Origin of the sequence: Halomonas stenophila, assembly GCF_014192275.1 — a bacterium.
GTDB classification, from domain to species: domain Bacteria; phylum Pseudomonadota; class Gammaproteobacteria; order Pseudomonadales; family Halomonadaceae; genus Halomonas; species Halomonas stenophila.
Genome location: NZ_JACHXR010000002.1, coordinates 456,330 through 482,480 on the forward strand (window position 1 = coordinate 456,330; position 26,151 = coordinate 482,480).

The 26,151-nt window shown below is 68.5% G+C and carries 25 protein-coding genes; 16 read left to right on the forward strand and 9 right to left on the reverse strand.

Annotation, left to right across the window (positions count from 1 at the left end):
• Positions 1–94: 94 nt before the first annotated feature.
• The gene (locus FHR97_RS06075) at positions 95–994 is read right to left on the reverse strand and encodes a DMT family transporter (protein WP_183382861.1); all 900 of its coding nucleotides are present in this window, start codon (positions 992–994) and stop codon (positions 95–97) included.
• Between the two features lie 177 nt (positions 995–1,171).
• Between FHR97_RS06075 and FHR97_RS06080 the strand changes: the two genes are divergently transcribed.
• Positions 1,172–1,576, forward strand: coding sequence for a DUF4168 domain-containing protein (locus tag FHR97_RS06080; protein WP_183382862.1), 405 nt, complete (start codon positions 1,172–1,174; stop codon positions 1,574–1,576).
• Positions 1,577–1,679: 103 nt separating this feature from the next.
• On the opposite strand, the gene FHR97_RS06085 is transcribed toward FHR97_RS06080, so the two are convergent.
• The gene (locus FHR97_RS06085) at positions 1,680–2,870 is read right to left on the reverse strand and encodes an MFS transporter (RefSeq protein ID WP_183382863.1); all 1,191 of its coding nucleotides are present in this window, start codon (positions 2,868–2,870) and stop codon (positions 1,680–1,682) included.
• Complete coding sequence (locus FHR97_RS06090; protein WP_183382864.1) at positions 2,867–3,433, reverse strand: TetR/AcrR family transcriptional regulator; 567 nt, start codon at positions 3,431–3,433, stop codon at positions 2,867–2,869. The genes FHR97_RS06085 and FHR97_RS06090 overlap by 4 nt, the downstream gene beginning before the upstream one ends.
• 308 nt (positions 3,434–3,741) lie before the next feature.
• Between FHR97_RS06090 and FHR97_RS06095 the strand changes: the two genes are divergently transcribed.
• Positions 3,742–5,646 (forward strand): DUF294 nucleotidyltransferase-like domain-containing protein, encoded by a 1,905-nt coding sequence (locus FHR97_RS06095; RefSeq protein WP_183382865.1) that lies wholly within the window; start codon positions 3,742–3,744, stop codon positions 5,644–5,646.
• Between the two features lie 14 nt (positions 5,647–5,660).
• Positions 5,661–6,380, forward strand: a complete 720-nt coding sequence (locus FHR97_RS06100) for a 3'-5' exonuclease (RefSeq protein WP_183382866.1) — start codon at positions 5,661–5,663, stop codon at positions 6,378–6,380.
• On the opposite strand, the gene cobO is transcribed toward FHR97_RS06100, so the two are convergent.
• The gene (gene cobO / locus FHR97_RS06105; RefSeq protein ID WP_183382867.1) at positions 6,381–6,980 is read right to left on the reverse strand and encodes a cob(I)yrinic acid a,c-diamide adenosyltransferase; all 600 of its coding nucleotides are present in this window, start codon (positions 6,978–6,980) and stop codon (positions 6,381–6,383) included.
• A gap of 56 nt (positions 6,981–7,036) precedes the next feature.
• Positions 7,037–8,536, reverse strand: coding sequence for a RimK family protein (locus FHR97_RS06110; RefSeq protein ID WP_183382868.1), 1,500 nt, complete (start codon positions 8,534–8,536; stop codon positions 7,037–7,039).
• 160 nt (positions 8,537–8,696) lie between these two features.
• Here FHR97_RS06110 and FHR97_RS06115 point away from each other — a divergent pair, with 160 nt between their 5' ends.
• The 5 genes from FHR97_RS06115 to pepN all read left to right on the forward strand — a co-directional run bounded on the left by FHR97_RS06115 (position 8,697) and on the right by pepN (position 13,629).
• Positions 8,697–9,158, forward strand: coding sequence for a GNAT family N-acetyltransferase (locus tag FHR97_RS06115; protein ID WP_183382869.1), 462 nt, complete (start codon positions 8,697–8,699; stop codon positions 9,156–9,158).
• Between the two features lie 73 nt (positions 9,159–9,231).
• Entirely contained in the window at positions 9,232–9,717 is a 486-nt protein-coding gene (locus FHR97_RS06120; protein WP_183382870.1) for a YajQ family cyclic di-GMP-binding protein, read from the forward strand.
• 133 nt (positions 9,718–9,850) lie between these two features.
• Entirely contained in the window at positions 9,851–10,378 is a 528-nt protein-coding gene (locus tag FHR97_RS06125) for an Hsp20/alpha crystallin family protein (protein ID WP_183382871.1), read from the forward strand.
• Between the two features lie 160 nt (positions 10,379–10,538).
• Positions 10,539–10,916: a YbaN family protein gene (locus tag FHR97_RS06130; protein WP_183382872.1), complete on the forward strand. Its 378-nt coding sequence runs from the start codon at positions 10,539–10,541 to the stop codon at positions 10,914–10,916.
• Between the two features lie 82 nt (positions 10,917–10,998).
• The gene (gene pepN, locus FHR97_RS06135; protein ID WP_183382873.1) at positions 10,999–13,629 is read left to right on the forward strand and encodes an aminopeptidase N; all 2,631 of its coding nucleotides are present in this window, start codon (positions 10,999–11,001) and stop codon (positions 13,627–13,629) included.
• Between the two features lie 68 nt (positions 13,630–13,697).
• Here pepN and FHR97_RS06140 read toward each other — a convergent pair whose 3' ends face one another.
• Both FHR97_RS06140 and FHR97_RS06145 read right to left on the reverse strand, forming a co-directional pair.
• Positions 13,698–13,985, reverse strand: coding sequence for a hypothetical protein (locus tag FHR97_RS06140; protein ID WP_183382874.1), 288 nt, complete (start codon positions 13,983–13,985; stop codon positions 13,698–13,700).
• A gap of 107 nt (positions 13,986–14,092) precedes the next feature.
• Entirely contained in the window at positions 14,093–15,691 is a 1,599-nt protein-coding gene (locus FHR97_RS06145; RefSeq protein WP_183382875.1) for a cation:proton antiporter family protein, read from the reverse strand.
• A 139-nt stretch (positions 15,692–15,830) separates the two neighbouring features.
• Between FHR97_RS06145 and yegS the strand changes: the two genes are divergently transcribed.
• From yegS to FHR97_RS06160, 3 genes are all read left to right on the forward strand, one after another.
• On the forward strand, positions 15,831–16,763 hold the full coding sequence (yegS, locus tag FHR97_RS06150) for a lipid kinase YegS (RefSeq protein ID WP_183382876.1): 933 nt from the start codon (positions 15,831–15,833) through the stop codon (positions 16,761–16,763).
• A 33-nt stretch (positions 16,764–16,796) separates the two neighbouring features.
• A complete protein-coding gene (locus FHR97_RS06155; protein ID WP_183382877.1) occupies positions 16,797–17,225 on the forward strand; it encodes a VOC family protein in 429 nt (142 codons plus the stop codon).
• A gap of 61 nt (positions 17,226–17,286) precedes the next feature.
• Entirely contained in the window at positions 17,287–17,991 is a 705-nt protein-coding gene (locus tag FHR97_RS06160) for a putative sodium/potassium/calcium exchanger (protein WP_183382878.1), read from the forward strand.
• 92 nt (positions 17,992–18,083) lie between these two features.
• On the opposite strand, the gene FHR97_RS06165 is transcribed toward FHR97_RS06160, so the two are convergent.
• Positions 18,084–18,290, reverse strand: coding sequence for a cold-shock protein (locus FHR97_RS06165; RefSeq protein ID WP_126483679.1), 207 nt, complete (start codon positions 18,288–18,290; stop codon positions 18,084–18,086).
• 306 nt (positions 18,291–18,596) lie between these two features.
• Here FHR97_RS06165 and FHR97_RS06170 point away from each other — a divergent pair, with 306 nt between their 5' ends.
• Positions 18,597–19,022 carry an NINE protein gene (locus FHR97_RS06170; protein ID WP_183382879.1) on the forward strand — a complete coding sequence of 142 codons (426 nt, stop codon included), beginning with the start codon at positions 18,597–18,599 and terminating at the stop codon, positions 19,020–19,022.
• Positions 19,023–19,033: 11 nt separating this feature from the next.
• Positions 19,034–19,678 carry a LysE family translocator gene (locus FHR97_RS06175; protein WP_183382880.1) on the forward strand — a complete coding sequence of 215 codons (645 nt, stop codon included), beginning with the start codon at positions 19,034–19,036 and terminating at the stop codon, positions 19,676–19,678.
• A 70-nt stretch (positions 19,679–19,748) separates the two neighbouring features.
• Here the strand turns inward: FHR97_RS06175 and FHR97_RS06180 are convergent, their stop codons facing one another.
• Positions 19,749–21,698, reverse strand: a complete 1,950-nt coding sequence (locus tag FHR97_RS06180) for a transglycosylase SLT domain-containing protein (protein WP_183382881.1) — start codon at positions 21,696–21,698, stop codon at positions 19,749–19,751.
• Positions 21,699–21,851: 153 nt separating this feature from the next.
• Between FHR97_RS06180 and FHR97_RS06185 the strand changes: the two genes are divergently transcribed.
• The 3 genes from FHR97_RS06185 to FHR97_RS06195 all read left to right on the forward strand — a co-directional run bounded on the left by FHR97_RS06185 (position 21,852) and on the right by FHR97_RS06195 (position 26,136).
• Positions 21,852–22,190 carry a YkvA family protein gene (locus tag FHR97_RS06185; RefSeq protein WP_183382882.1) on the forward strand — a complete coding sequence of 113 codons (339 nt, stop codon included), beginning with the start codon at positions 21,852–21,854 and terminating at the stop codon, positions 22,188–22,190.
• Positions 22,191–22,276: 86 nt separating this feature from the next.
• Entirely contained in the window at positions 22,277–24,181 is a 1,905-nt protein-coding gene (gene htpG, locus FHR97_RS06190; protein WP_183382883.1) for a molecular chaperone HtpG, read from the forward strand.
• A 383-nt stretch (positions 24,182–24,564) separates the two neighbouring features.
• On the forward strand, positions 24,565–26,136 hold the full coding sequence (locus FHR97_RS06195) for a Re/Si-specific NAD(P)(+) transhydrogenase subunit alpha (RefSeq protein ID WP_183382884.1): 1,572 nt from the start codon (positions 24,565–24,567) through the stop codon (positions 26,134–26,136).
• Positions 26,137–26,151 lie beyond the last annotated feature (15 nt).

Here is a 26,151-nt window from a genome sequence, read left to right on the forward strand (position 1 = left end):
GTCGCGTGCCGCTGGCCCCTGCCGCCCGGGCGGTGGCCTACCACGTGGAGCGGCGGGCCTTCCTGCACAAGCGCCGCACGGTGGTGTTCACCCGCTAGGGGCGGCCCCGCACCGCCATCACCACCCCGGCGATGGCCACGGCCATGCCGACCAGCGAGATCGCCGGGAGCCGCTCATCGAACAGCCACCAGGCCTCCAGGGCGGTGGCCGGCGGCACAAGGTAGAACAGGCTCGCCACCCGGGAGGCTTCGCCGCGCTCGATCAGGGTCATCAGCAGCAGGATGGCGCTGATCGACAGCACCAGCACCAGCCAGCCCAGCGTCAGCAGGAAGGTCGGCGTCCAGTCGATCTCCCGGGTCTCGAAGGCCAGGGCGCCCAGTCCCAGCAGCGCACCGGCGCCCAGGTACTGCGCCACGGTACCGCCCAGCAGGGGCATGCCGGCGCAGAAGCGCTTCTGGTAGAGCGTGCCCAGCGAGATCCCCACCAGGGCCACCAGCACCGCGCCCAGGGCCGCCATGCCGAACCCCTCGAAGAGGGCCGCGCCAGGGTCCCGCTTGCCGCCCAGCACCAGGGCGACCCCGACCAACCCCACCACCAGCCCCAGCCACTGCCGAGGCACCAGCCGCTCGCCCAGCAGCGGGCCCGAGAGGGCCGCCGTCAGCAGGGGCTGCAGCCCCACCAGCAGCGCGGCCAGGCTGGCCGGCATGCCCAGAGCGATGCCGTAGAAGACCCCGCCCAGGTAGGCGCCATGCACCAGCAGGCCGGAGACGGCGGCATGCCCCCAGAGCGCGGGACTGCGCGGCCAGTCGCCGCCCAGCAGGAGCACCAGCGGCACCAGCAGCAACAGGGTCAGGACGAAGCGAACGGACAGGAAGGTGAAGGGTTCGGCATAGGGCAGGCCGAACTTGGCCCCGATGAAGCCGGTGCTCCACAGGACGACGAACAGCAGGGGCATGGCGGCCAGCCAGGCTCGCCGGTGACGTTCCCTCGTCATGAGAGGCTCCTGGCGCGAAGGGCGAGGAGGCATCATCGCGTGAATGGGCGCCGCTGGCCAGTCCACCAAGGGTGCAGGTCTTACAAACCGTAACATCTTCGTGGTGAACCCTCGGAGGGAATGCCCGTCACAGGGAGGCATTCACCGACGCATCCCAACGTATTTTTGGAGGTATTCATGCAACGATTCACCGCCCTGTTCTCCGCGGCCCTGCTCAGTGCCGGCCTGATGGGCTCCATGGCCCACGCCCAGGAGAACACCGCCGGCACCGCCGAGCAGGCGCCGGCCGAGGCCCAGGCGCAGAACTTCTCCGATGCCCAGTTGCAGAAGTTCGCCGATGCCTCCAAGCAGATCGCCGTGATCTCCCAGGACTATACCAAGCAGCTGCAGGAAGCCGAGGGCGACGAGGCACAGCAATCAGTGCGCCAGGAAGCCAACGAGAAGATGGTCGAGGCGGTGGAAAACAGCGGTCTCGAGGTGGATACCTTCAACGCCATCGGCCAGGCGATCCAGCAGGATCCCGAGCTGATGCAGCGCGTGCAGCAGATGGCCCAGGGCAGCGCCGAAGGCCAGGGCTCCTGAGGCGAGTCCCGGGTCACGCCCGGGCCGACGGTAACCATCGAGAAGGCCACCCCACGGGGTGGCCTTCTCGTTGGGCCGGACGACTCGCTGGCGGCGATGGCCCTCAGGCCTGGCCTTGGGTCAGGCGCGGTGACGCTTCCCGATCCTCGCGCAACCACCCCGACAGCAGGGCGACGGCAAGCCCCAGGCCGGCGAAGAGCAGGAAGGTGGTGCCATGGCCCTCTTTCCCGATCAACCCGCCGGCCAGCGGGGAACCGGCGACCTGGCCGACCGAGGTGGCGAGCAGCGGCAACACCGGCCCCAATGAGGGGGCATCGACCATGATCTGGGTACTCCGGACCAGGTAGAAGCCGGTCAGGGTCATGTAGCCGGCGCCGAACAGCGCCGCGGAGGCCAGGGCCAGGGGAAAGTGTCCGGGTGCGACGGCCAGCAGCGCGATCGCGGCGGCCATGACCATCAGGCCGGCGGCATGGCTGAGGGCCGGCCCGAAGCGCGAGATGAGGTCGCCGGCGCCAGCGCCCGTCAGCCCCCCGAGGCCGACCGCCAGCCACATCCAGGCGGTCTGGCGTGGTAGAAGTCCCCCGCCGGTGATCACCGCGTCGGGGGCGAACACCCAGTAGGCGGCGCTGACGCAGCCCATGAGCCCGGCCAGGCCACTCAGCCGGATGACCCCCAGCCATTGCGTCCGGCTCGCCTGTGGGGCCTCAGATCGGGACCACGAGGCCGTGGCGAGGCGGTTGCCCCGAGGCAGAAATAACAGGGCGGCCAGGGCGCCCAGGGCTGCCAGGGCCGCGAACCCGGTATAGGCGCTCCGCCAGGCGTCCGCCCACACCAGTACGGCGGGCATGGCCAGCGCGATCCCCAGGCTGGTGCCCGCATTGATGGTGGCGTTGACCCGGCCGCGCAGCGCGGACGGGATGACCCGGTGCACCGCCTCGGCCATGACCGGCGAGGACAGCCCGGTACTGATCCCGCACGTCAGCACGCCGACGGCGAGCAGCAGCGGCACTGGCGCATAGGCGATGGTCAGCAGTCCGACCGCGGCGAGGCCGGCGGCGCTCACCGCGGTGGCCCGGACCCCGGCACGACGCGTCGACCAGGGGGCGGCCAGGATCGCAACGACGAAGCTCAGGAAGGGCAGGGCGCCAATCACCCCGGCCATGCTCGGCGAGATCACCATCTCCTCGCGAATCGCGGGCAGGAAGAGCCCGAACACGAAGCGGGCCAGCCCGTAGGTGATGGCGATGAGCCCGCTGCCGAGGGTCGCCATGCCAAGCGGCGTCAGGGGCCTCATGGGTGCCGGCTCCGGACCGCGGCGAGCAGGGCGTCGATCACCCCCCGGGTATCGGACAGGGCCGTCTGCGGCCCCAGCAGGGCCACCGTCGTGTTGCTGCCCTCCAGTACCACGAAGAGCCGTCGCGCCAGGCCGTCCTCATGGTCCAGCCCGTCGCGTGCCACGGCGGCCTCGATGCGGGCCAGCAGGTCGGCCTTGGCGGCGGCCGCCAGGGCATGCAGCTCGGCACTGTGCTCGGCGAACTCGCCCATGGCCTTGGCCATGATGCAGCCATGCCGGCTGTGAAGCTCGAGCCAGCGGCCATGGGCATCGACCAGGGCCTCCGTCGCGTGGCCCGGTGGAGCCTTCGCCGTCGCCGCCTCGAGACTGGCGATGAAGCGCGCATGGCGCGCCTGCAGGACGGCGGCCACCAGGGCCTCCTTGGAGGCGAAGTGGTTGTAGAGGGTCATGCGCACCACCCCGGCCGCGGCCACGATGCGGTCGATGCCGGTGGCATGGAATCCCTGCTCATAGAAGAGTCGCTCGGCCGTGGCGAGCAGCTGGTCGCGCTTGGATGCGGGCATCGTCTGACTCCTTATATAGACCGTTCTATCTAAATATGAATCGCGCGGTCGTGTCAATGGCGATCATGAGCCGGACATGGTCAGTGCCGTCGCACGAGGCCAAGCGAACGACGGATCGGCGAGGAGCCGCCGCGCCCTCCTTCCGTGGGTGCTCCTCCGGTCATCCATGGCAAGGCTCCCTTCCTCGCCTCGTGACTGGTGTCCCCGTCAAGGCCAGCGGCCTTGCCCAGGCTTGGGCCACGTCCGGCTTTACAGCGGGGATGGGGCATTACAGACTGGGCACATCCTCAACGTGCGGGAGCAAGGGCATGGACGTGGAACTGCTGGAGATCCGTCAGCACCTGGGGCGCTTCCCGCCCTTCGAGGGGCTCTCCGACGAGCTGCTGGACGAGGTGGCCAGCCAGGTCGAGGTGGCCTATTTCAAGGCGGGCACGGATATCCTCACCCTGGGGCAGGAGCTGCACGAGCTGTGCTTTATCCGCAGCGGCGCCGTGGAGGTCTTCCGGCGTGGCGGCGAGCTCTACAACCGCCGTGGCGAGGGCGACATCTTCGGCCAGTTCAGCCTGCTCCGGAATCATCGGGTTCACTATCCCGTGCGGGCGATGGAAGACACCCTCATCTATTTCATCCCCGAGGCGGTCTTCCATCATCTCTGCAAGGTCGACGAGAACTTCGCCGAATTCGTCGAACTGCTGCGTCCCCGACTCGAGAGTGCGGTGGAGCAACAGAAGAAGAACAACGACATGATGATCACCCGGGTGCGCAAGCTGGTCACGCGCTACCCGGTGATGGTGGAGGCCTCCACCACGGTGCAGGAGGCGGCCCGCCAGATCACCGACTACCAGGCCTCGGCGGTGCTGGTGCTGGATGCCCCTGGCGACAATCCCCGCTTCACCTTCCGTGACAGCGAGGACCGCGCCTGGCAGCTGCGCGGCATCCTCACCGACAGCGACTTCCGTAAACGGGTGGTGGCCGAGGGCCGCTCGCCGGACACGCCGGTCGGCGAGGTGATCGGCGAGCGCGTCATCGCCATCCAGTCCGACGAGTCGGTGCACGAGGCCATGCTGTGCATGCTGCGCCACAACATCCATCACCTGCCGGTCATGTATCGTCGCCGGCCGGTGGGCATCGTGCACCTCTCCGACATCATCCGCTACGAGACCCAGAGCAGCCTCTATCTGGTCAGCAATATCTTCCACCAACCCAGCATGGAGGGGCTGGCCCGGCTGGCGCCTGACGTCAGCGCGACCTTCGTGCGGATGGTCGAGGAGGGGGCCGACTCGCGGATGGTGGGCAGTGCCCTGTCGACCATCGCGCGCAGCTTCACCCGCCGTCTGCTGGAGCTGGCCGAGGACCGCCTGGGCCCCCCTCCGGTGCCCTACTGCTTCATGGCGCTGGGGTCCATGGCGCGCAACGAGCAGTCCATCGTCACCGATCAGGACAATGCCCTGGTGCTGTCCGATGACTTCGTCCCGGAGCAGCACGATGGCTACTTCCGCGAGATGGCGAAGATCGTCAGCGATGGCCTCGACGCCTGTGGCTACCCCTACTGCAAGGGCGACATCATGGCCACCAACGAGCAATGGCGACAGCCGTTGTCGGTGTGGAAGCGCTACTTCAGCGAGTGGATCGAGCAACCCAACCCCGAGCGGCTGCTGCACAGCTCGATCTTCTTCGACCTGGACCCGGTCCATGGCGAGAACGTGCTGGTCGAGCAGCTGCAGGATCTGGTGGCGCAGAAGGCCGCGACCCATCCGCTCTTCCTGGCGGCCATGGCCCGCAATGCCCTCAATCGGACGCCGCCGCTGGGCTTCTTCCGCACCTTCGTGATGGAGAAGGACGGCAAGCACAACAACTCGATCAACCTCAAGCGTCGCGGCACCGCCCCCATGGTCGACCTGATCCGGGTGCATGCGCTGGCCTGTGGCTCCAACGCCCAGAACAGCTTCGACCGTCTCGACGACATCGATCGCACCCAACTGCTCGCCCCCGGGGTCAGCGACCGCCTGCGCTATGCCCTGGAGTTCCTGTCGATGTCGCGCATCCACCACCAGGTCTTCGACATCCAGCACGATCAGACGCCGGACAACAATATCGAGCCGGAGAACGTCACCAGCTCCGAGCGCCACAACCTCAAGGATGCCTTCCAGGTCCTGAGTCATGCCCAGAAGTTCCTCAAGTTCCGCTATCCCATGCCCTCACGGGCCAAGTGAACGAGGCATTGTGGATGCTGATACGCCCCCGCAGGACGCAGATTCCCGACTGGACGAGCTATCTGGCGAGCCGGGCCGGTGTCGCCCGGGACAGGCGCCTGGCGCGTTTCTTCGCCGCCGGCGCACCGGCGCCGGAGACGCCCATCGCCGAGGCGCCGCTGGTGGCACTGGACATGGAAACCACGGGCCTCGACCCCCGGCGCAACTCCATCGTCAGCATCGGGCTGGTGCCCTTCACGCTGGAACGTAGCTTCCTCCGCGAGCGCCGCTACTGGATCGTGCGGCCGAGGCGAACCTTGAACGCCAAGTCCGTGACCTTTCACCACATCACCCACGCCGATATCGCCGGGGCACCGGAGTTCGACGATGTCCTGGAGGACCTGCTCGATGCCCTGGCCGGTCGCATCGTGGTGGTGCATTACCGGCATATCGAGCGCCCCTTCCTGAACGTGGCCGTCAAGGCGCGACTCGGCGAGGGGGTGAGGTTCCCGGTGATCGATACCATGTCCCTGGAGGCGCGTATCCACCGCCAGTCGCTGCTGGCCCGCTTCAAGCGCTGGATCGGACACCCGCCGGCCTCCATCCGCCTCTACGACAGCCGGACCCGCTATGGCCTGCCGCCCTACCAGGGACACCATGCGCTGACCGATGCGCTGGCCACCGCGGAACTGCTGCAGGCCCAGATCGCCCACCATTACAGTCCCGAGACGCCGGTGGGCACGATCTGGAGCTGATCAGTAATCGATGCCGCGGCGCGCCTCGAGGCCGGCATTGAAGCCGTGACGCACCTCCTGCATCTCGGTGACGGTGTCGGCCATGGCCAGCAGGTCCCGGTGGGCGTTGCGCCCGGTGACGATCACCGTCTGCTCGGCCGGCCGCTGCTCCAGCGCGCGCTTGACGGTGGCGATATCCAGGTAGCCGAACTTGAGCATGTAGGTGATCTCGTCGAGCACCACCAGATAGACCTCGGGGTCGGCGAGCAGGCGTTCGGCCTCGGCCCAGACCGCCCGGCAGGCCTGGGTGTCGGCCTCGCGGTTCTGGGTCTCCCAGGTGAAGCCGGTGGCCATGATCGCCACCTCCAGGCGGGGGTCCTCGGCCAGGCGCTCACGCTCGCCGCACTCCCAGACGCCCTTGATGAACTGCACCACCCCCACCCGGTAGCCGTAGCCCAGGGCACGAGTCACGGTGCCCCAGGCGGCGGTGGTCTTGCCCTTGCCGTTGCCGGTGAACACCAGCAGCTGGCCGCGCTGCTCGGTGGCCCGGGCCACCCTGTCGTCGACGTGGGACTTGAGTTTCTGCATGGCCTGGCGGTGGCGGGTCTCGCGGTCGCTCATCTCGACTCCCGGTGCGGTACATGACAGGGGCAGCTTACGCCAGCCGTCCCCCGTCGTCAGCCACCCCGGCGCCGCGCCTCCATGCGTGACAGAAAGACCGCCATGATGCGCTCGTATAGGGTGGGCCCCAGCACCGCATCCTCGATGCCGGCGTCCACGTTGGGGTTGTCGTTGACCTCGATCACCAGCACCCGGTCATCGACCTGCTTGAGGTCGACGCCATAGAAGCCCCGGCCGATCAGCCGCGTGGCGCGAAGCGCCGTCCGGACCACCGCGGCGGGGACCGCCTCGGGGGCATGGGTGGTGAAGCCGCCGCTCCTCACCCCCTTCGCGGAATGATCGTAGATCTGCCAGTGGCCCCGCGCCATGTAGTAGCGGCTGGCGAACAGCACCTGCCCGTCCAGCACGCCGATGCGCCAGTCGAACTCGGTAGGCAGCCATTCCTGGAGCAGCAGCAGCGCCGAGTCGGCGAACAGCCGTGAGGCCTCCTGGACGAGGGCCTCGCCGGAGGCGATCTTGACCACGCCCCGCGAGAAGGAGTCGTCGGGCACCTTGAGCACCTGGGGGAAGCGCAGCGACGCGGCCAATGCCGGCAGGCCGTGGCGGTCGCCGCGCCGCAGCAGGAGGCCCTCCGGGGCGGGCACGCCGCGGGCCCGCAGCAGGGCGTGCAGGTAGACCTTGTTGGTACAGCGCAGGATGTCCTCCGGGGCATCGATGACCACCAGGCCCTCATGCTCGGCCTGGCGGGCCAGGCGCCAGGTGTGGTGGTCCAGGGCCGTTGTCTCGCGGATGAACAGGCCGTCGAACTCGGCCAGCCGACCCGCGTCACGGCGGGTGATCAGGGAGACGTCGATGCCCTGGCGGCGACCGGCCCGGATGAAGGCCTTGAGGGCGCCGCGATTGCTGGGCGGCAGCGCCTCGTCCGGATTGACCAGGATCGCCAGGTCGAAGCGATAGCGGCGCCGTGCCCGCGGCGTGCGCCAGACCTGGCGGGAGTGGCGGTTGAGGGCCCGGGCGAAGAGATCCTGTTCCTCGCCCTCGAGGTCGCGCAGCCGGCATGGCTTGACCCGCGCCACCCGCCAGCTTCCCCGGCGGCGTTCCAGGCGCACCTCGAGCAGCGGACAGGGCAGGCGCTCGAAGAGCCGCCGGGCGAGCCGCTCGAGCGCCGGGCCCCGGCATTCGCCGAACAGCACCCGCAGGGTATGGACATCGCCGGCCAGCGCATCCTGGCGTGACAGCTCGTCCAGCAGGGGGGCCAGGGGCGCCAGCTGCAGGTCGGTCGTGGCCTTGCGTGACAGGGCGTTGAGGGTGTCGACGCCGGGCCGGACCCGCAGCCCCCGAGCCTGGGCCAGCAGCGAGACGTAATAGCCGGTGTCCAGGTAATCGAGCTCGCTGCACAGGTTGATGACATGGCCGCCGCGGTCGCGGAGGGCCTCCCCCGGCAGGCCTGGCCGGGCGTCCAGGGCGAGGAAGGTGTCGGCGGCCATCAGGTCGTCGCTGGGATGGTAGGGCAGCCAGTCGTCGAGGCGGTCGACGACGATACGCAGGGAACGCATGGGGAGGTGACCTGGCAGGGAAACGGCCTCAGCATGCGCCTGAGGCAATTGGCAGGCAATACGCTACATGAGTGAAAATATTTCATGACGAGAGCCGCTGACAGGTGCCCATGGGCTCGCCAGAATCCGGACAGGCCTAGCGAATCGAGTCGACCCCTTGATGATCCTGCGCCCCGCGGAGACCCGTGACCTCGCCGCGCTCTACCGTCTCGAGCAGGTCGCCTTCAGCGGCGACCGCTTCAGCCGACGCCAGCTCTGGCACCTGCTCAATCGTGCCAATGCCCTGACCCTGGTGGCCGAGGCAGCCGACGGCCGGCTGCTGGGTTACGGGACCCTGTTGTTCCGCCACGGCAGTGGCCGGGCGCGGCTGTACTCCTTCTGCGTGCACCCCGAGGCCCGCGGTGGTGGCCTGGGGCGTCGCATGCTGCAGTGGCTCGAGGACGCCGCCGGCCGGCGTGGCCGCGACTGGCTGGTCCTGGAGGTGCGAGCCGACAACACGCCGGCCCTGGCGCTGTACCGCGGCATGGGCTTCGCCCCCTCGGACTGGCTGGGGGACTACTACGAGGATGGCTGTGCCGGCTGGCGCATGGTCAAGCCGCTGGGCCTGGCCCAGGCGGGCTAGTGTCAACCCGGCCGCTAGGCGACGGCGTCCCGGGCCCTTAGAATGGCGATACCTCCACCACCGGGAAGTCCCCATGCCCTCCTTCGACATCGTCTCCGAATTCGACAAGCATGAAGCCAGCAACGCCGTCGACCAGGCCAACCGCGAGTTGCAGGGCCGCTTCGACTTCAAGGGCGTCACCGCGGGTTTCGAGCTCAGCGGCGAGAGCGTTTCCCTGGAGGCCGAGGTGGACTTCCAGCTGCGCCAGATGCTCGACGTGCTGCGCAACAAGCTGATCGCCCGGGGGATCGACCCGCGCTGCATGGATATCCAGGAGCCGGAGCTCTCCGGGGTCCGCGCCCGCCAGACGGTACTGCTCAAGCAGGGCCTGGAGCAGAAGGAGGCCAAGGACATCGTCAAGCGCATCAAGGACACCAAGCTCAAGGTCCAGGCCCAGATCCAGGGCGAGCAGGTGCGGGTCACCGGCAAGAAGCGCGACGACCTGCAGCGCGTCATGGCCCTGCTCAAGGGCGAGGAAGGCCCCGACCTGCCCTTGCAGTTCGACAACTTCCGCGACTGACCCGGGCGGAACCTGACCCCGGTCAAGGCCGCGGCGGGCGGCCTTGAAAACCGCGCCGGCGCCACCAGTTCTGTTAGTGTCGCAAGGCAATCATCGCTTGTGCTCTGCGTCACGTCGAACGAGGAGGTGGCGTATGGACCTGCAGAAATTCTCTCCCTGGAACTGGTTCCGCAGCGAGGGCCATGAGGCTCCGGCCGCGGGCGAGGCCCGTGGCGGTGAGCTGGCACCGCTCACCAACATGCATCAGGAACTCGACCGCTGGATGGACGGCATGATGCGCCAGTTCGGCATGCCCCCCCTGGCCACGCGGTTTGGCGAGATGCCGGAACTGCTGCGCCCGCGACTGGATATCGCCGAGCGCGACCAGGACTACCTGATCACCGTCGAGGTGCCCGGCGTCGAGGAGAAGGACATCACGCTGAGCCTGGCTGACAATCGCCTGGTCATCGAGGGCGAGAAGCGCCAGGAGACCACCAGCCAGGAGGATCGCTACCAGCGGGTGGAGCGCTCCTACGGCAGTTTCCGTCGTCTGCTCGACCTGCCCGCGGATGCCCGGCTCGACGGCATCGAGGCCGCCTTCGACAAGGGCGTGCTCAAGATCACCGTCCCGCGCAGCGGCGAGGCCAGGGCCTCTCGCCGGGAGATCCCCATCAACGGCTGAGGCCCGCGGCGGGCGCCGAGGGGCGCCCGCCGCGCATCGCCCGCCATAGGCCCGACTTGCCGTGGCCATTGACGAAGGTCATTGGCAGGCGCTAGGGCGATGCGCTTCAATGAGGGTGACGCGCCTTCGTCGCCACGTCGCCACAGGGAGTGAGCGCCCGATGTCCCATGCACGCCGTGCCGCTTTCATGACCCTGGCCGGAATCAGCTTCCTGCTGGGCGTGATCGGCGCCTTCCTGCCCCTGCTGCCCACCACCTGCTTCATGCTGCTGGCGGTCTGGTCGGCCTCCAGGGGCTCGCCGCGATTCGCCGGCTGGATCCGTCGCCATCCGCGCTTCGGGCCGGCGGTGACGGCCTGGGAAGGAGAGCGGGCGATTCCCCGCCATGCCAAGTGGCTGGCCGGCGCCATGCTGGTCGTCTCGATGCTGGTGCTGGCCCTCACCGTCGGCCAGCTGTGGCTGAAGCTGGGGCTGATCGCCGGGCTCACGCTGGTGGGCCTGTGGATCGTCACCCGGCCGGAGCCCGTCGTCGAGTCCTGAGGGGTTGCCGCCGTCGCCACTTTGAGGTCCGGGCCGGGAGCGCCGTACAATGGCCGGCAATTCTCGACAGGAGCCATCCTCGATGTCCGAACCGCAACCGACCTACCTGAGCGACTACCGTGCTCCCGCCTACCGGGTCACCCATACCGAGCTGACCTTCGACCTCGATCCCGCCGCCACCCGCGTCAAGGCCCGCCTGCACCTCGAGCGTCACCCCGAGCGGCAGGCCGGCGAGCCGCTGGAGCTCGACGGTGAGCAGCTCGACCTCAAGGCCATCGCCATCGACGGCCAGCCCCTGGGGGCGGACGAGTATGCGCTCACCGAGCGCGGCCTGCGGGTGGACCGGGTGCCGGAGCGCTTCCTGCTGGATACCGAGGTGGAGATCGCCCCCGAGGACAATACGGCGCTCGAGGGGCTCTACCGGTCGAGCGGGATGTTCTGCACCCAGTGCGAGGCCGAGGGCTTTCGCCGCATCACCTTCTATCCCGATCGCCCGGACGTCATGGCCACCTTCTCGACCACGGTGATCGGCGATGCCGCGAGCCTGCCGGTGCTGCTCTCCAACGGCAATCCGGTGGAGCGGGGCAGCCTGCCGGGCGAGCGTCACTTCGTGACCTGGGAGGATCCCCACCCCAAGCCCAGCTACCTGTTCGCCCTGGTGGCCGGCGACCTGAAGAAGGTCGAGGACCGCTTCATCACCCTGAGCGGCCGTGAGGTCAGCCTGCAGATCTGGGTCGAGGAAGAGAACCTGGGCAAGACCGATCACGCCATGGCCTCCCTGAAGCGCGCCATGCGCTGGGACGAGGAGACCTACGGCCGGGAATACGACCTCGACCTGTTCATGATCGTGGCGGTCAACGACTTCAACATGGGCGCCATGGAGAACAAGGGGCTCAACATCTTCAACTCGGCGGCGGTGCTGACCCATCCCCAGACCGCCACCGATGCCGCCTTCCAGCGGGTCGAGGGCATCGTCGCCCACGAGTACTTCCATAACTGGTCGGGCAACCGGGTGACCTGCCGCGACTGGTTCCAGCTGTCGCTCAAGGAAGGCTTCACCGTCTTCCGCGATCAGTGCTTCTCGGCGGACACCAACTCGGCGCCGGTCAAGCGCATCGAGGAGGTCTCCTTCTTCCGCACCGCCCAGTTCGCCGAGGATGCCGGGCCCACCGCCCATCCGGTGCGGCCGGACCATTACATCGAGATCGGCAACTTCTACACCCTGACCATCTACGAGAAGGGCGCCGAGATCGTGCGCATGCTGCGCAACCTGGTGGGCTGGGAGGCCTTCCGCCGCGGCGCCGACCGCTACTTCGCGCGCTTCGACGGCCAGGCGGTGACCATCGAGGACTTCGTGGGCTGCATGGCGGAGGCCTCCGGCCAGGACCTCGACCAGTTCATGCGCTGGTACTCCCAGGCCGGCACCCCGGAGATCGACGCCCACGGCGAGTACGACTACGCCAACGGCGTCTATCGCCTGGTGCTGCGCCAGCGCACCCCGGCCACGCCGGGCCAGCCCGACAAGCAGGCGCTGCACATCCCGATCCGGCTGGGTCTGGTCGGCACCAAGACCGGGCGCGACCTGGCGTTGACCCTGGACGGCGAGGCGCTGGGCCGCGATGCGGTGATCCACCTGCGCGAGGACGAGCAGGAGTTCGTCTTCACCGACGTGGAGGAGGCCCCGGTGCCGTCGCTGCTGCGCGGCTTCTCGGCGCCGGTCAAGCTGCACTACCCCTACTCCCGTGAAGACCTGGCCTTCCTGCTGGCCAACGACAGCGATGGCTTCAATCGTTGGGATGCCGGGCAGCGCCTGGCGCTGCTGGCCCTCGATGATTTGATCGCCGCCCATCGCAACGGCGTGGAGAAGGTCATGGACCCGCGGGTGGTGGAGGCCTTCCGGGCCCTGCTCGATACCGATACCGACGACAAGGCGGTGCTCGCGGAGATGCTGACCCTGCCCTCCGAGGCCTATATCGCCGAGCAGCAGCCGCTGGTCGACGTCGATGCCATCCACGCGGCCCGTCTCTTCGTCAAGCAGTCCCTGGCGCTGGCCCTGCGCGACGACTTCCTGCGGGTCTACGAGGCGAACCGCCTCGACGCGCCCTACGCGCCGGAGCCCGAGCAGATCGGCGCGCGCAGCCTGAAGAACGTCGCCTTGTCCTACCTGATGAGCATCGAGGACGAGGAAGGCATCGAGCTGGCCCGTCGCCAGTTCGAGGCGGATCACAACATGAGCGACGTTCGCCAGGCCCTGACCCTGCTGACCCACAGCAGCCGCGGCGACCTCGCGGACCCGGCGCTGCGGGCCTTCGGCGAGAAGTGGGCCCATGACCCGCTGGTCATGGACCAGTGGTTCAGCATCCAGGTGATGCGCCCGCAGTCGGATGCCCTGGATCGGGTCAAGTTCCTGATGGATCACCCGGCGTTCTCGCTGACCAACCCCAACAAGGTGCGGGCGCTGATCGGTGCCTTCGCCCAGAACCGGGTCAACTTCCACCGCCTCGACGGCGAGGGCTACAAGCTGCTGGCCGATGTGGTCATCGAACTCAATCGCCTGAACCCGGAGATCGCCGCCCGGCTGGTCACGCCGCTGACCCGCTGGCAGCGCTTCGACGAGGCGCGCCAGACCCTGATGAAGGCCGAGCTCGAGCGCATCCGCGGCGAGGCGCTCTCGCCCAATGTCTATGAGGTGATCGAGAAGGCGCTGGCCTGACCCGTCGGCTCACCCCGGACACGACGACGCCGCCCCGCGGGGCGGCGTCGTCGTGTCGGCCCGTCCCACTAGTGGATCAGCCAGCTGAGGACGGTCGCCCCCAGGAAGGCCCAGATCAACGCGACGATGATGGCCTGGCGCATGATCGCGCGCAGGGCCTTCCACAACAGCCAGAGGCCGAAGGCCAGCACCAGCAGGCTGAGCAGCGAGGGGGCGATGCCGAGGGTGTCGGAGGTGCCCTGGATGAAGCCGCTCACGGCCTCGTCGAGGCCGCCGAAGAAGCCGAGCAGGGCGTCGACGAGGTAGCGGATGAACTGGCCGAAGGCCTGGCCGATGAAGTCGAAGGCGTCTTGCATGGAGTCTGGGGTCCTGTGGCAGCAGGGGGCCGGCGGCAGGGTGGCCGCCGGCCCCGGGATCGAGGTTCAAGTATCGCGACAAGGCTTCCCGCAAGGCAAGGCGGGGCTCAGCCCAGCTGGCTGGTCCGCGAGGCGATGCCGGCCTCCTCCGCGGCGCTGTCGGCGAGTGCCCGGCCCGCCTCGTCGTAGACGTGGAAGACGGCGTGGGCGCCGAGCTCGCGGATCGGCTCGATCTCCTCGGGGAACTCCACCACCGCGGTGATCCGCCCCTGGAAGCGGCGCGAGCGCAGCTGCTTGAGGGCGAAGAGGTTGCCGGAATGGTGGGGCATGGCCAGCACCACCATGCGCACGTCCGGCGACATCAGCAGCTTGTCCCAGAAGTCGGAATCCACGGCATCCCCCTCCAGCACGTTGAAGCCGCGGGCGGTGAGCCGCTTGACGCTCTTGGGGTTGCTGTCGATGCCCAGCACCTGCAGGCCGTACTCCTTCTGCAGGCGGCGATAGACGCTGCGCCCGATGCGGCCCATGCCCAGCACCACCGCCTCGGCATCGCCGACCTCGATGGGCCGGTCGCTGGGCGAGAGTTCGCTGATGTCGATGGCCGGCAGGCGCGGTTCCACCCAGCGGTAGATCCGTTCGCTGAAGCCGTTGAGGATCGCCGAGGCGCCGAAGCTCAGGGCCACCGCCAGCGACAGCACCACCAGCCAGTTGGCCGGCAGCCAGCCGTTGCTGGCGGCGATGGCGGCCACGATCAGGCCGAATTCCGAGTAGTTGGTCAGGCTCAGCGTCGACAGCACCGAGGTCCGGTGGCGCATGCGGAAGCGCAGGAAGACCCACTGGTAGAGCAGGCTCTTCAGCGGCAGCAGGAGCACCAGCAGCAGGGCGATGCCGAGCAGTTCCCAACTGGGCATCGCGGTCAGGCCGAGGCTCAGGAAGAAGCCGACCAGCAGCAGCTCCTTGAGGCTGAACATCGAGCGGGCCAGGGTCTGGGCGGCGGGGTGGGGAGCCAGCAGCAGGCCGATGATCAGGGCGCCGAGGTCGCCCTTGACGCCCAGCGCCTCGAACAGCGCATAGCCCAGCACCAGGGCCAGCAGCATGCCGAACAGCATCTGCATCTCGCCGTGTCCCAGGCGGTCGAGCAGGGCGCGCAGGGCCGGCGCCAGGGGGATCAGCAGCACCAGGGCCAGGGCCCAGGGGCTCGGCAGGGAGCCGGTGGAGGCGGTGAGGAAGACCACCGCGAAGATGTCCTGCATGATCAGCACGCCGATGGCCAGGCGGCCATAGGCGGTCTGGGTCTCGCTGCGCTTTTCCAGTACCTTGACCACGAAGACCGTGCTGGAGAAGGACAGCGCGAAGCCGAGCAGGGCCAGGGTCTGCCAGCCGGTATCCGCCAGCAGCGGCAGGCCCAGCCACTTGAGCAGCGAGAACAGGCCCATCATCGACAGCGTCGAGGCGAGCATGTGCAGTGAGGCGCCTCCCCAGACGTCGTTGCGCAGCAGGGTGCGAATGTCCAGCTTGAGGCCGATGCTGAACAGCAGCAGCGTGACCCCCACATCGGCCAGGATGTCGAGGAGTGGCGTGGCATCATATCCCAGGGCATTGAGCACGAAGCCGCCGGCCAGGAACCCCACCAGGGGCGGCAGGCGAAGGCTCATGGCGGTCAGGCCGCCGAGGAAGGCCGCGAGAATGAAGGCCGGATCGATCATGACGTCTCCCTGTGCCGGATGTCCCGGGAAGACGGATAGTGTAAGGAAGTCATAAAGTGAATGGCATTCATCTTTTCACCGTGCCGGTCTCGCGTGAAGCGTGCATGACCGCGGCAGGAAGCAAGGGAGCGGGAATGCGATGGCCACGCTGATCCTCAACGGCAAGTCGGCCCAACTGTCGGCGGTACGCGAGGCGGTGTTCGCCTGTCGCGACGCGGGGCTGGCCCTGGAGGTCTGGGTCACCTGGGAGGCCGGTGATGCCGCCCGCCTGGCCGAGTGGGCCGGTCAGGCGGGCGTCGACCGGGTGATCGCCGCGGGTGGCGACGGCACCGTCAACGAGGTCACCAGCGGGCTGATGCGCCTGCCGCGGCAGCGGCGACCGGCCCTCGGCATCCTGCCGCTGGGCAGCGCCAACGACCTGGCGACCGCGCTGGGGCTGCCGCTGGAGGTCGATGCGGCGCTGCGGGTGGCCCTGCAGGAGGCGGCGCGGCCCATCGACGTGCCGCACCTGGACGGCCGCCACTTCCTCAACATGGCCACCGGCGGCTTCGGCGCCGAGGTCACCTCATCGACCCCCAAGAGCCTCAAGCGCCTGTTGGGCGGCGGTGCCTACTCGCTGATCGGTGCGCTCAAGGCCTGGCAGTATCAACCCTACCCGGGGCGGTTGCGCTGGGCCGGTGGCGAGCGCCAGGCCTCCCTGTTCGTGCTGGCCATGGGCAACGGCACCCGTTCCGGCGGTGGCCAGCGGCTGACTCCCGAGGCGAGGATCGACGACGGCCTGCTGGACGTGCTGGTGCTGCGCGACTTCCGTTCCTTGCACGACATGTGGCGCATGCGCCAGGAACTGCAGGTGCGACCCGCCGAGGGTGCCTTCGTCGAGGCCTTCCGCACCCCCTGGTTGAGCTTCGAGGGCGAGCGGTCGCTGCCGCTGACGCTGGATGGCGAGCCCTGCCAGCGCCAGGGCTTCCGCGTCGAGGTCGACGCCGGTGCCCTCGACCTGGTGGTGCCGGCAGACTGCCCGCTGCTTGCCTCAGGGAGTGCTGGCCAGCCGCGGGCCGCCGCGGCATCATGAAGCCTTCGTCCATCGACATCCGGAGATCGTGTCATGCTGACTCCCTTCCATCTCGCCGTGCCGGTGCGTGACCTGGCCGAGGCCCGCCGCTTCTATGGCGAACTGCTGGGCTGCGACGAGGGGCGCTCGAGCGATACCTGGGTCGACTTCGACCTGTTCGGCCATCAGTTCGTCTGCCACCTCGACCCGGCCCTCGGCGAGGCGCCCCAGGCGGGTCATCGCAACCCCGTCGATGGCCATGGGGTGCCGGTCCCGCACTTCGGTGTGGTGCTGGAAATGCCCGCCTGGGAGGCGCTGGTCGACCGCCTGACCGCGGCGGGCGTGCGCTTCGAGATCGAGCCGTACATCCGCTTTCGCGACGAGCCCGGCGAGCAGGCCACGATGTTCTTCCGTGACCCCAGCGGCAACGCCCTCGAGTTCAAGGCCTTCCGGGATATCCAGGGGCAGCTGTTCGCCCGGTGAACTCGCCTTGCGGTGGCGATGTCGCTCTGGTGGAATAACCCTCCACTCAAGGGAGAGAAGGATGACCATGAAACCCTGGATGCCGGTTGTCCTGGCATTGGCAGTCGGCCTCGCCGCTTGTGGCGATGGCGATGACGAAAGCACTCCCGCCGAGGCGTCGAGTGAGAGCCCGGCTGCCCCCGCGCAGTCTCCCGAGGCCGCCCCGACCGACGGCGAGGCGGCAAGCGCCACGGCGGATGAGAGCGACGGCGAGGCGGCAAGTGCCACGTCGACCGAGGGCGAGACTTCGGACGAGGCCGCCCTGGACGACGCGCCGGCCGCCGACACCTTGAGCGAGGAGGCCGCGCTGCCCGGCGAGGCCAGCAGCGAAGATGTCGACAAGATCCTGGAGGAGACCGATCGTCGCTTCGAGGAGGCTCAGCGCAAGATCGACGAGCAATTCGAGGAGGTCGAGCGCCAGACACCCGAGGCGGCCTCCGAGCCGGCCGAGGGTTCCGAGCTCGACGAGGCGCTGTCGGACGATGCCGAGATGTCGGACTTCGACGAGCTGGAGGGGTCCTCGGATCCCGAGGTACAGAAGATCCTCGAGGAGACCGAGCGACGCTTCCAGGAGGCCAGCAAGAAGATCGACGAGCAGTTCGAGCAGGCCGAGCAGGAAGTGCCCAGCGAGATTCGCGAGTCCACCGACGTCGAGGACTCCGCGACGCAGGACGACGACGGGAGCGCCTCCGACGGGGAGGCCGCGACCGGGGAGTCGACGCCCTGAGCGACCGCCCATGAAAAAGGCCCGCCGATGGCGGGCCTTTCCTGGTGCCGATGCTGGAGATCGGCGCCGGGCGTCAACGCGGTATCACGACCTCAGTCGGTGACCCGGATGTTGGAGGCCTGAAGGCCCTTCTTGCCCTGGGTGACCTCGAAGGTGACCTTCTGACCATCTTGCAGGGACTTGAAACCTTCAGCCTGAATCTCGGAGAAGTGAGCGAACAGGTCATCACCGCCGTCGTCCGGAGAGATGAAGCCATAGCCCTTGGTGTCGTTGAACCACTTGACAGTGCCAGTTGCCATTGTCGATTTCCTTAACTAACTAAATGATGGTGCTGGGCCGGCCCGGTCGAGGGACCGCACCGCGAGCCCGTAGTGCGTGGGCAAGACAAGGAAGAAGTGCGCACCGGGTATATCGAAGGAATCGAAGTACAACTGACGACTTTTCTGCTTGCTGACCAACGCAGCGGATAGTGCATCAGCGCCAGGGTTGCGTCAACCGAGTGCCGCAGGGAGACTGGTGCTTCCGCCCGCAAGGTCACTGTAGATCGAAAGCCCCCGGTCGTCCAGCGACCGGGGAGACCGGAACGGCATAAGACGAGACTCGACATGACCCACACCCGCATCGCTTTCCAGGACACCCACAGCAAGGTGGTCGGCTACCTGCTGTGGCTCTTCGGCTTCCTCGGCGCCCACCGTTTCTACTACGGCAAGCCGGTCACCGGCACTATCTGGTTCTTCACCCTGGGGCTGCTCGGGATCGGCTGGCTGATCGACCTGTTCCTGATCCCCGCCATGGACCGCCAGGCGGATCTGCGCTTCCAGGCCGGGCCGACCAATTACACCCTGGCCTGGCTGCTGCTGACCTTCCTCGGGGTCTTCGGCATCCACCGTTTCTATCTCGGCAAGTGGTTTACCGGCCTCGTCTACCTGTGCACCCTGGGGCTGTTCGGCCTGGGGGTGCTCTATGATTTCTGGACCCTCAACGACCAGATCTCCATGCGCCACACCCGGCGCGGCATCTTCAACGACTGAGGCCCCCGGCCATGCTCCTCGACAGCCAGTTCTGGCCGTTCCTGGTGGCCATCACCCTGCTCAGCATCACGCCGGGCGTGGATACCCTGCTGGTGATCCGCAATACCGCCCGGGGCGGGCCGGGGGACGGCGTGCTGACCAGTCTGGGGATCTGCAGCGGCCTGTTCGTGCATGCCGCCGTCTCGGCGCTGGGCATCTCGCTGATCCTGCTGCAGTCGGCATGGGCCATCGGGATGCTGAAGCTCGCCGGCGCCGGCTACCTGATCTGGCTGGGGGTGGGCGCCCTGCGCGCGGCACGGCGTGGCCAGGGCCTGCCGGTGGCGGGGGTCGTCGGCGAGTCCGCCCGGGTGCCCGCCTGGCGACCGCTGCGCGAGGGGCTGCTGTCCAACGTGCTCAACCCCAAGACGGTGGTCTTCTACATGGCCTTCCTGCCCCAGTTCATCGCCCCGGGGGACCCGGCGCTGGCCAAGTCGCTGTGGCTGGCCGGGATCCACTTCCTGGTCGCCAACCTGTGGCAGGTCGCCGTGGCGGTGCTGGTGGGACGCGCCGGACGCTGGCTGGCGAGCGCGGCCTTCTCTCGCTGGCTCAATGCGGTGACCGGCGGGGTCCTGATGGCCTTCGGGGTCAAGCTGGCCATGACGCGCGCCCCCGGCTGAGGTCGTGCCTGCCCCATACCCTGACGGCCCCGGCATCTGCCGGGGCCGTCGCGTTGAGGGGACGGTGGTCCTAGTGGCGGGCCAGCAGCGAGCCGTCGTAGCGCATGCTCTGCTCCGCCGGGGTCAGCAGGGAGATCCCCTGGGTCGCGCCACCCTGGGCCAGGCTGGCGAAGATCACCCGGTAGGTCAGCACCGCCTGCACGTAGTGGCGCGTCTCACGGAAGGGAATGCTCTCGACGAACAGGTCGAAGGCCTCGGGGGCTTCCTTGAGCCAGCGGTCGACCCGATGCGGGCCGGCGTTGTAGGCGGCGGTGGCGGCCAGGCGATTGCCGCGGTAGCGGGCGAGCATCTCGCCGATATAGGTGCTGCCCAGGCGGATATTCACGGCCGGCTCCAGCACGCCATAGGGCCCCGGGTCGTCGAGGCCCAGCCGGCGGCTGACCTGGGCGGCGGTGGCCGGCATCAGCTGCATCAGGCCCCGGGCGCCGGCCGGAGAGAGCGCCTCGGGGTTGTAGGCGCTCTCGCGGCGGGCGATCCCCATCAGCAGGTAGGGATCGACGCCGGTGACCTCGCCCCAGCGCAGGAAGTGGTCGCGGTAGGCCTCGGGGAAGCGCCACTCCAGGGCATCCCACAGCTTCGCGGCGATGGTGGTCTGCACCAGGCGGGCGTGCCAGCCTTGCCGTTGGGCATAATCGGCCATGGCTCGAGCTTCCTCGAGGGTGGCCCGAGCCGCCGCGGCGTACCATTCGCTGGCGGCCAGTCCCGGCTCGCCGATCCGCAGCAGGGCCTCGGTGCGTCTGACCGGCGGCCAGTCGGCGATGGCCCGACGCCGGGCCGCGTCGAAGTGGTTGCGCTCCAGGTTGAGGGCATACGGCTGGCCGAGCCGGTCGGCGGCGGCGAAACCGTAGAAGTCGCGCTCCCCGGCGGCCCGCCGATAGGCCGCCTGGGCGGTGGCATCGTCGCCGCGCTGTTCGTGGGCGCGGGCCAGCCAGTATTGCCAGCGGGCCTCGCCGCGCGCTGCCTCGGGGAGCCGCGCGATCCAGTCGATCACGCCCGCCCAGTCGCGGTCGGTCAGCGCCACCCGGGTGCGCAGCTCGAACAGCTCGCTGTCGGCCAGCCGCGGCAGGACGCCGTCGACCCAGCCGCGGTTCTGATCGATATCGCGGACCAGGGAGTAGAAGGCCAGGTCATGCTCGATGGCCTCGCGGTGCGTGTCGTCGATGGTCAGGCTCGGCGCCACCTTGCGCCAGGCCTCCAGGGCCGCTTCGGTGTCCGCGCGGGTGAAGCCATGCATGGCGGCGGCGAACAGCGCCCCGCTGCCCCGGCATTCGGGGCCGAGGCAGGCGGGCACCCGGGTGATCGCCGAGAAGTCGCCCTGCAGGCGATCCAGGGCGGTCCGGGCGTCGTCCCAGTCATCGCCGAGCAGGCCCCCGAGGTAGCTCACCATGCCCGTCTCGCCATCCTGCCAGGCCAGGGTCAGGCGCTCCCAGATGTCCTCCGGGCCGATCTCGCCCCTCGCCCGCAGGGTATCGAAGAGGGGGTCGCAGGCATCCGGCTGGGAACGGCCGACCGCCCACAGCCGGCGGCCACCTTCGGCGGCCGCCTGGGGCGCCTCGTCCAGCAGGGCGATATAGTAATGGCACTGGCGTGCGGTGCCCGAGGGCTCGCCGTCGGCCACGGCGAGCAGGCGCCGGTAGCGGCCGGCCTCGCCATAGGCCGAGATGGCCTGTCCGCGCATCCAGCCGGCCAGCGGCGAGTCGGCATGGCGCTCGAGGAAGGCCCCCACCTCGCCGGGCTCGGCGGCGGGCAGGCGCGCCTTGAGGCGATGGTAGTCGACATAGCCGGCCAGGACATGGTCCTCGATGGCGGCCCGGTCGATGGCCGACCAGCGGTGCTGGCGCGCCGCCTGGAGCGAATCGCGCATGGCGCGGTCGCCGGGCTCGGCGTGGACGGCCGCTGGCAGGCAGAGCAGGGCGGCGGTCAGCAGGGACTTCCAGGGAACAAGGGGGTACCTTGGCATCGTGTCGCCTCGTGGGTTGTGCTGGCGTGGTCCGGTGGACGGGGCCACCATGGTCGCCCATGGCGGGAGGCTTGAGTAGTGTCGTCGCTGGCCGACGCCCGGCGACTCTCTTATCGTTTAGCGGCAATCCCCGTTGCCGGCAAGGAGAACGAGATGGCTGGTTTCAATGGTCTGGCGCTGCTCCAGCGCCTCAAGCAGCGCTCCCGGGCGCTGGGGCAGATGCGCCGCGCCCTGCGCCTGTTCGGCCCGATGCTGGCCGACGTGGTCCGCGGCCGCTACCGGCCGGTGCCCTGGTCGGCGCTGCTGTGGATGCTCGCGGCCCTGGCCTACCTGCTCTCGCCGCTGGACCTGATTCCCGATGTCCTGCTGCTGCTGGGCCTGGCGGACGACGTGGTGGTGGTCGGCTGGCTGCTGACCCGCGTCGACCGCAGCCTGGCCGACTATCGCGCCTGGAAGGAGGGCGACGACGACGCGGCGGGGGGCGATGCTTGAAAAAACCGCGGCGGTCCCCATATCGACGGAAGCCAATCACCGGTGGCCTCGCCACCGCCGTTTCGTCGACAAGGGGTCCGAGACACATGACCACTGCCACCCATGAAGAGACCCTCGGCTTCCAGACCGAGGTCAAGCAACTGCTCCACCTGATGATCCATTCCCTGTACTCCAACAGGGAGATCTTCCTGCGCGAGCTGATCTCCAATGCCGCGGATGCCTGCGACAAGCTGCGCTACCAGGCCCTGGACAACGACGCCATCTACGAGGGTGACAGCGAGCTGCGCATCGAGATCGAGCACGACGCCGAGGCCGGCACCGTCACCGTGCGCGACAACGGCATCGGCATGAGCCGCGACGAGGTGATCGAGAACCTCGGCACCATCGCCCGCAGCGGTACCGCCGAGTTCCTCAAGCAGCTCTCCGGTGAGCAGCAGAAGGATGCCCGGCTGATCGGCCAGTTCGGCGTCGGCTTCTATTCCGGCTTCATCGTCGCCGACGACATCACCGTGCGCACCCGCAAGGCGGGCGCCGACCCGGGCGAGGGTGTCGAGTGGCACTCCAGGGGCGAGGGCGAGTTCACCGTGGCCGATCTCGAGCGCGAGGTCCACGGCACCGAGATCGTCCTGCACCTCAAGGAGGATGCCCGCGAGTTCGCCGACGACTTCCGCCTGCAGAGCCTGGTGCGCAAGTACTCCGACCATATCGAGGTGCCGGTGCGCATGCCGAAGGTCGAGAAGGCGCGCGACGAGGAGGGCAACGAGATCGAGGGCAGCGAGACCACGACCTGGGAGACCGTCAACGAGGCCACAGCGCTGTGGGTACGCCCCAAGAGCGAGCTCACCGACGAGGAGTACAAGGCCTTCTACAAGCACGTGGCCCACGACTTCTCGGACCCGCTGACCTGGAGCCACAACAAGGTCGAGGGCAAGCTCGAGTACATCAGCCTGCTCTACGTGCCGGGCCGGGCGCCCTTCGACCTCTATGAGCGCGACGGCGCCCGGGGGGTCAAGCTCTACGTGCAGCGCGTCTTCATCATGGACGACGCCGAGCAGTTCCTGCCGCTCTACCTGCGCTTCATCAAGGGCGTGCTGGACACCCGCGACCTGTCGCTGAACGTCTCCCGCGAGCTGCTGCAGCAGGACCCGCAGGTCGAGAAGATCAAGTCGGCGCTGACCAAGCGCGCCCTGGACATGCTCAAGAAGCTGGCCAAGGACGGCGAGGCCTACCAGACCTTCTGGAACACCTTCGGCAGCGTGCTCAAGGAAGGCCCGGCGGAGGACCACGCCAACCGCGAGAAGATCGCCGGCCTGCTGCGCTTCTCCACCACCCACACCGACAGCGCCACCCAGGACCAGTCGCTGGCCGACTACGTCTCGCGCATGAAGGACGGTCAGGAGAAGATCTACTACATCGTCGCCGACGGCTTCAATGCGGCCAAGTCGAGCCCGCATCTGGAGATCTTCCGCAAGAAGGGCATCGAGGTGCTGCTGCTCCACGACCGCATCGACGAGTGGCTGATGAGTCACCTCACCGAGTTCGAGGGCAAGTCCTTCGTCGACGTGGCCAAGGGCGACCTGGACCTCGGCGAGATCGAGGACGAGGACGAGAAGAAGGCCCAGGAGGAGACCGCCAAGGCCAAGCAGGACCTGGTCAAGCGCGTCAAGGAGGCCCTGGGCGACGAGGTCCAGGAGGTCAAGGTGACCCATCGCCTGACCGATTCCCCGGCCTGCGTGGTGCTGCCCGAGCACGAGATGGGCTACCAGATGCGCCGCATCATGGAGGCTGCCGGCCAGCCGCTGCCCGAGGTCAAGCCGATCCTCGAGCTCAACCCCGAGCATGCCCTGGTGGCGCGCCTGGAGAGCGTCGAGGGCGACGGCTTCGGTGACCTGGCGCGGATCCTGCTCGATCAGGCGATCATCGCCGAGGGCGGCCACCTCGACGACCCCGCCGCCTACGTGCGGCGCCTCAACGCCCTGTTGAGCGCCTGAAGGCCCCGCCCGGGACGCCATCCACCGATGGCGTCCCCTCCTTGCCGCCGGCCGCCCCCAGGGGCGGCCGGCGTGCGTTCAGGGCGCGTTCCCGTCGCCGTGACGCCGGGTCTCGCACGAGCCCCGGTACTCCCGCGCCTCCCCGGCGGTCCCCGGATCGCCTGGATACCTGCCCCAGGGCGGGCCTCGGGGATCGCCGCCGGGCCTCGCAAGACAATGCCCCTTGACGTTCGCGTCAACCTTGGCGTTGGTTTTCAGGACGATAACGACGACGTCTCCGACGCGACCGCCACCGTCATACGGCTTGAGAATCCTTAGCATCTCAGGTATCACTGTCCGGCCTGGTTTATGCAAAATCTAAATACTATAGCGGGAGATCCATCGTGAAGATTGGTGCACCCAAGGAGCGTGCATCCGGGGAGGCGCGTGTCGCGCTGACCCCGGAGAGCGCGCAGCAGATCCAGAAGCTGGGACACGAATGCCTGGTCGAGGCCGGCGCCGGTGAGGCCGCGGGCTTCGACGACGCCGCCTACCGGGACGCCGGCGTCACCGTCATCGACGGTGCCGAGGCCCTCTGGGAGGCGGCCGACGTCGTCATCAAGGTCCGCGAGCCCTCCGAGGAGGAGGCCGGCTATCTGCGCAACGGACAGACCCTGATTTCCTTCTTCTGGCCGGCCCAGAACGAGGCCCTGCTCGAGCAGTGCCGCGACAAGGGCGCCAGCGTCATCGCCATGGACATGGTGCCGCGGATCTCGCGAGCCCAGAAGATGGACGCCCTGTCCTCCACCGCCAATATCGCCGGCTACCGGGCGGTGATCGAGGCCGGTAACCAGTTCGGGCGCTTCTTCACCGGCCAGGTGACCGCCGCGGGCAAGGTGCCGCCGGCCAAGGTGCTGGTGGTCGGCGCCGGCGTGGCCGGCCTGGCCGCCATCGGGACCGCCACCAGCCTCGGCGCCGTGGTACGGGCCTTCGACGTGCGTCCCGAGGTGGCCGAGCAGATCGAGTCCATGGGCGCCGAGTTCCTGTTCCTCGACTTCGAGGACAGCCAGGACGGGTCGGGCACCGGCGGCTATGCGGCGCCCTCGAGCCCCGAGTTCCGCGAGAAGCAGCTGGCGCTGTTCCGCGAGCAGGCCCCGGACATCGACATCGTCATCACCACGGCGCTGATTCCCGGTCGGCCGGCGCCCAAGCTGTGGCTCGAGGACATGGTCAAGGCCATGAAGCCGGGCTCGGTGATCGTCGACCTGGCCGCCGAGAAGGGCGGCAACTGCGACCTGACGGTGCCGGACCAGCGCATCGTCACCGACAACGGCGTGATCGTGGTCGGCTACACCGACTTCCCGTCGCGGATGGCGACCCAGGCCTCGCTGCTGTATGCCACCAACGTCCGTCACATGCTGACCGATCTGACGCCCGACAAGGACGGCCGGATCGACCACAACATGGACGACGACGTCATCCGCGGCGCCACCGTGACCCACGAGGGCGACATCACCTTCCCGCCGCCGCCGCCCAAGGTCCAGGCCATCGCCGCGGCCAAGCCCAAGCCCAAGGAGCCCGAGCCCACGCCGGAGGAGAAGAAGGCCGCCGAGCACACCGCCTTCGTCGCCCAGACCAAGCGCCAGGCCACCCTGCTCGGGGTCGGCGGGGCGCTGATGCTGCTGCTCGGCCAGGTGGCGCCGGCCTCCTTCATGCAGCACTTCATCGTCTTCGCCCTGGCCTGCTTCGTCGGCTTCCAGGTGATCTGGGGCGTCAGTCACTCGCTGCATACCCCGCTGATGGCGGTGACCAACGCCATCTCCAGCATCATCATTCTCGGGGCGATCCTGCAGATCGGTTCGGGCAGCCTCCTGGTGGTGCTGATGTCGGCGATCTCGGTGTTGATCGCTTCCATCAATATCGTGGGGGGCTTCCAGGTGACACGCCGGATGCTCGCCATGTTCCAGAAATCCTGAGCGGCGGAGATTATT

What these genes read in the sequence shown, in the direction of transcription:
- FHR97_RS06155 (WP_183382877.1), top strand. Translation starts at nt 16,797, where the DNA reads ATGCTGACTCCCTTCCATCTCGCCGTGCCGGTGCGTGACCTGGCCGAG.
- FHR97_RS06090 (WP_183382864.1), bottom strand. Translation starts at nt 3,433, where the DNA reads ATGCCCGCATCCAAGCGCGACCAGCTGCTCGCCACGGCCGAGCGACTC.
- FHR97_RS06145 (WP_183382875.1), bottom strand. Translation starts at nt 15,691, where the DNA reads ATGATCGATCCGGCCTTCATTCTCGCGGCCTTCCTCGGCGGCCTGACC.
- htpG (WP_183382883.1), top strand. Translation starts at nt 22,277, where the DNA reads ATGACCACTGCCACCCATGAAGAGACCCTCGGCTTCCAGACCGAGGTC.
- FHR97_RS06180 (WP_183382881.1), bottom strand. Translation starts at nt 21,698, where the DNA reads ATGCCAAGGTACCCCCTTGTTCCCTGGAAGTCCCTGCTGACCGCCGCC.
- FHR97_RS06110 (WP_183382868.1), bottom strand. Translation starts at nt 8,536, where the DNA reads ATGCGTTCCCTGCGTATCGTCGTCGACCGCCTCGACGACTGGCTGCCC.
- FHR97_RS06140 (WP_183382874.1), bottom strand. Translation starts at nt 13,985, where the DNA reads ATGCAAGACGCCTTCGACTTCATCGGCCAGGCCTTCGGCCAGTTCATC.
- FHR97_RS06125 (WP_183382871.1), top strand. Translation starts at nt 9,851, where the DNA reads ATGGACCTGCAGAAATTCTCTCCCTGGAACTGGTTCCGCAGCGAGGGC.
- FHR97_RS06130 (WP_183382872.1), top strand. Translation starts at nt 10,539, where the DNA reads ATGTCCCATGCACGCCGTGCCGCTTTCATGACCCTGGCCGGAATCAGC.
- FHR97_RS06120 (WP_183382870.1), top strand. Translation starts at nt 9,232, where the DNA reads ATGCCCTCCTTCGACATCGTCTCCGAATTCGACAAGCATGAAGCCAGC.
- FHR97_RS06170 (WP_183382879.1), top strand. Translation starts at nt 18,597, where the DNA reads ATGACCCACACCCGCATCGCTTTCCAGGACACCCACAGCAAGGTGGTC.
- FHR97_RS06115 (WP_183382869.1), top strand. Translation starts at nt 8,697, where the DNA reads ATGATCCTGCGCCCCGCGGAGACCCGTGACCTCGCCGCGCTCTACCGT.
- cobO (WP_183382867.1), bottom strand. Translation starts at nt 6,980, where the DNA reads ATGAGCGACCGCGAGACCCGCCACCGCCAGGCCATGCAGAAACTCAAG.
- FHR97_RS06095 (WP_183382865.1), top strand. Translation starts at nt 3,742, where the DNA reads ATGGACGTGGAACTGCTGGAGATCCGTCAGCACCTGGGGCGCTTCCCG.
- FHR97_RS06075 (WP_183382861.1), bottom strand. Translation starts at nt 994, where the DNA reads ATGACGAGGGAACGTCACCGGCGAGCCTGGCTGGCCGCCATGCCCCTG.
- FHR97_RS06165 (WP_126483679.1), bottom strand. Translation starts at nt 18,290, where the DNA reads ATGGCAACTGGCACTGTCAAGTGGTTCAACGACACCAAGGGCTATGGC.
- FHR97_RS06175 (WP_183382880.1), top strand. Translation starts at nt 19,034, where the DNA reads ATGCTCCTCGACAGCCAGTTCTGGCCGTTCCTGGTGGCCATCACCCTG.
- FHR97_RS06100 (WP_183382866.1), top strand. Translation starts at nt 5,661, where the DNA reads ATGCTGATACGCCCCCGCAGGACGCAGATTCCCGACTGGACGAGCTAT.
- FHR97_RS06080 (WP_183382862.1), top strand. Translation starts at nt 1,172, where the DNA reads ATGCAACGATTCACCGCCCTGTTCTCCGCGGCCCTGCTCAGTGCCGGC.
- pepN (WP_183382873.1), top strand. Translation starts at nt 10,999, where the DNA reads ATGTCCGAACCGCAACCGACCTACCTGAGCGACTACCGTGCTCCCGCC.
- FHR97_RS06085 (WP_183382863.1), bottom strand. Translation starts at nt 2,870, where the DNA reads ATGAGGCCCCTGACGCCGCTTGGCATGGCGACCCTCGGCAGCGGGCTC.
- FHR97_RS06185 (WP_183382882.1), top strand. Translation starts at nt 21,852, where the DNA reads ATGGCTGGTTTCAATGGTCTGGCGCTGCTCCAGCGCCTCAAGCAGCGC.
- yegS (WP_183382876.1), top strand. Translation starts at nt 15,831, where the DNA reads ATGGCCACGCTGATCCTCAACGGCAAGTCGGCCCAACTGTCGGCGGTA.
- FHR97_RS06160 (WP_183382878.1), top strand. Translation starts at nt 17,287, where the DNA reads ATGACCATGAAACCCTGGATGCCGGTTGTCCTGGCATTGGCAGTCGGC.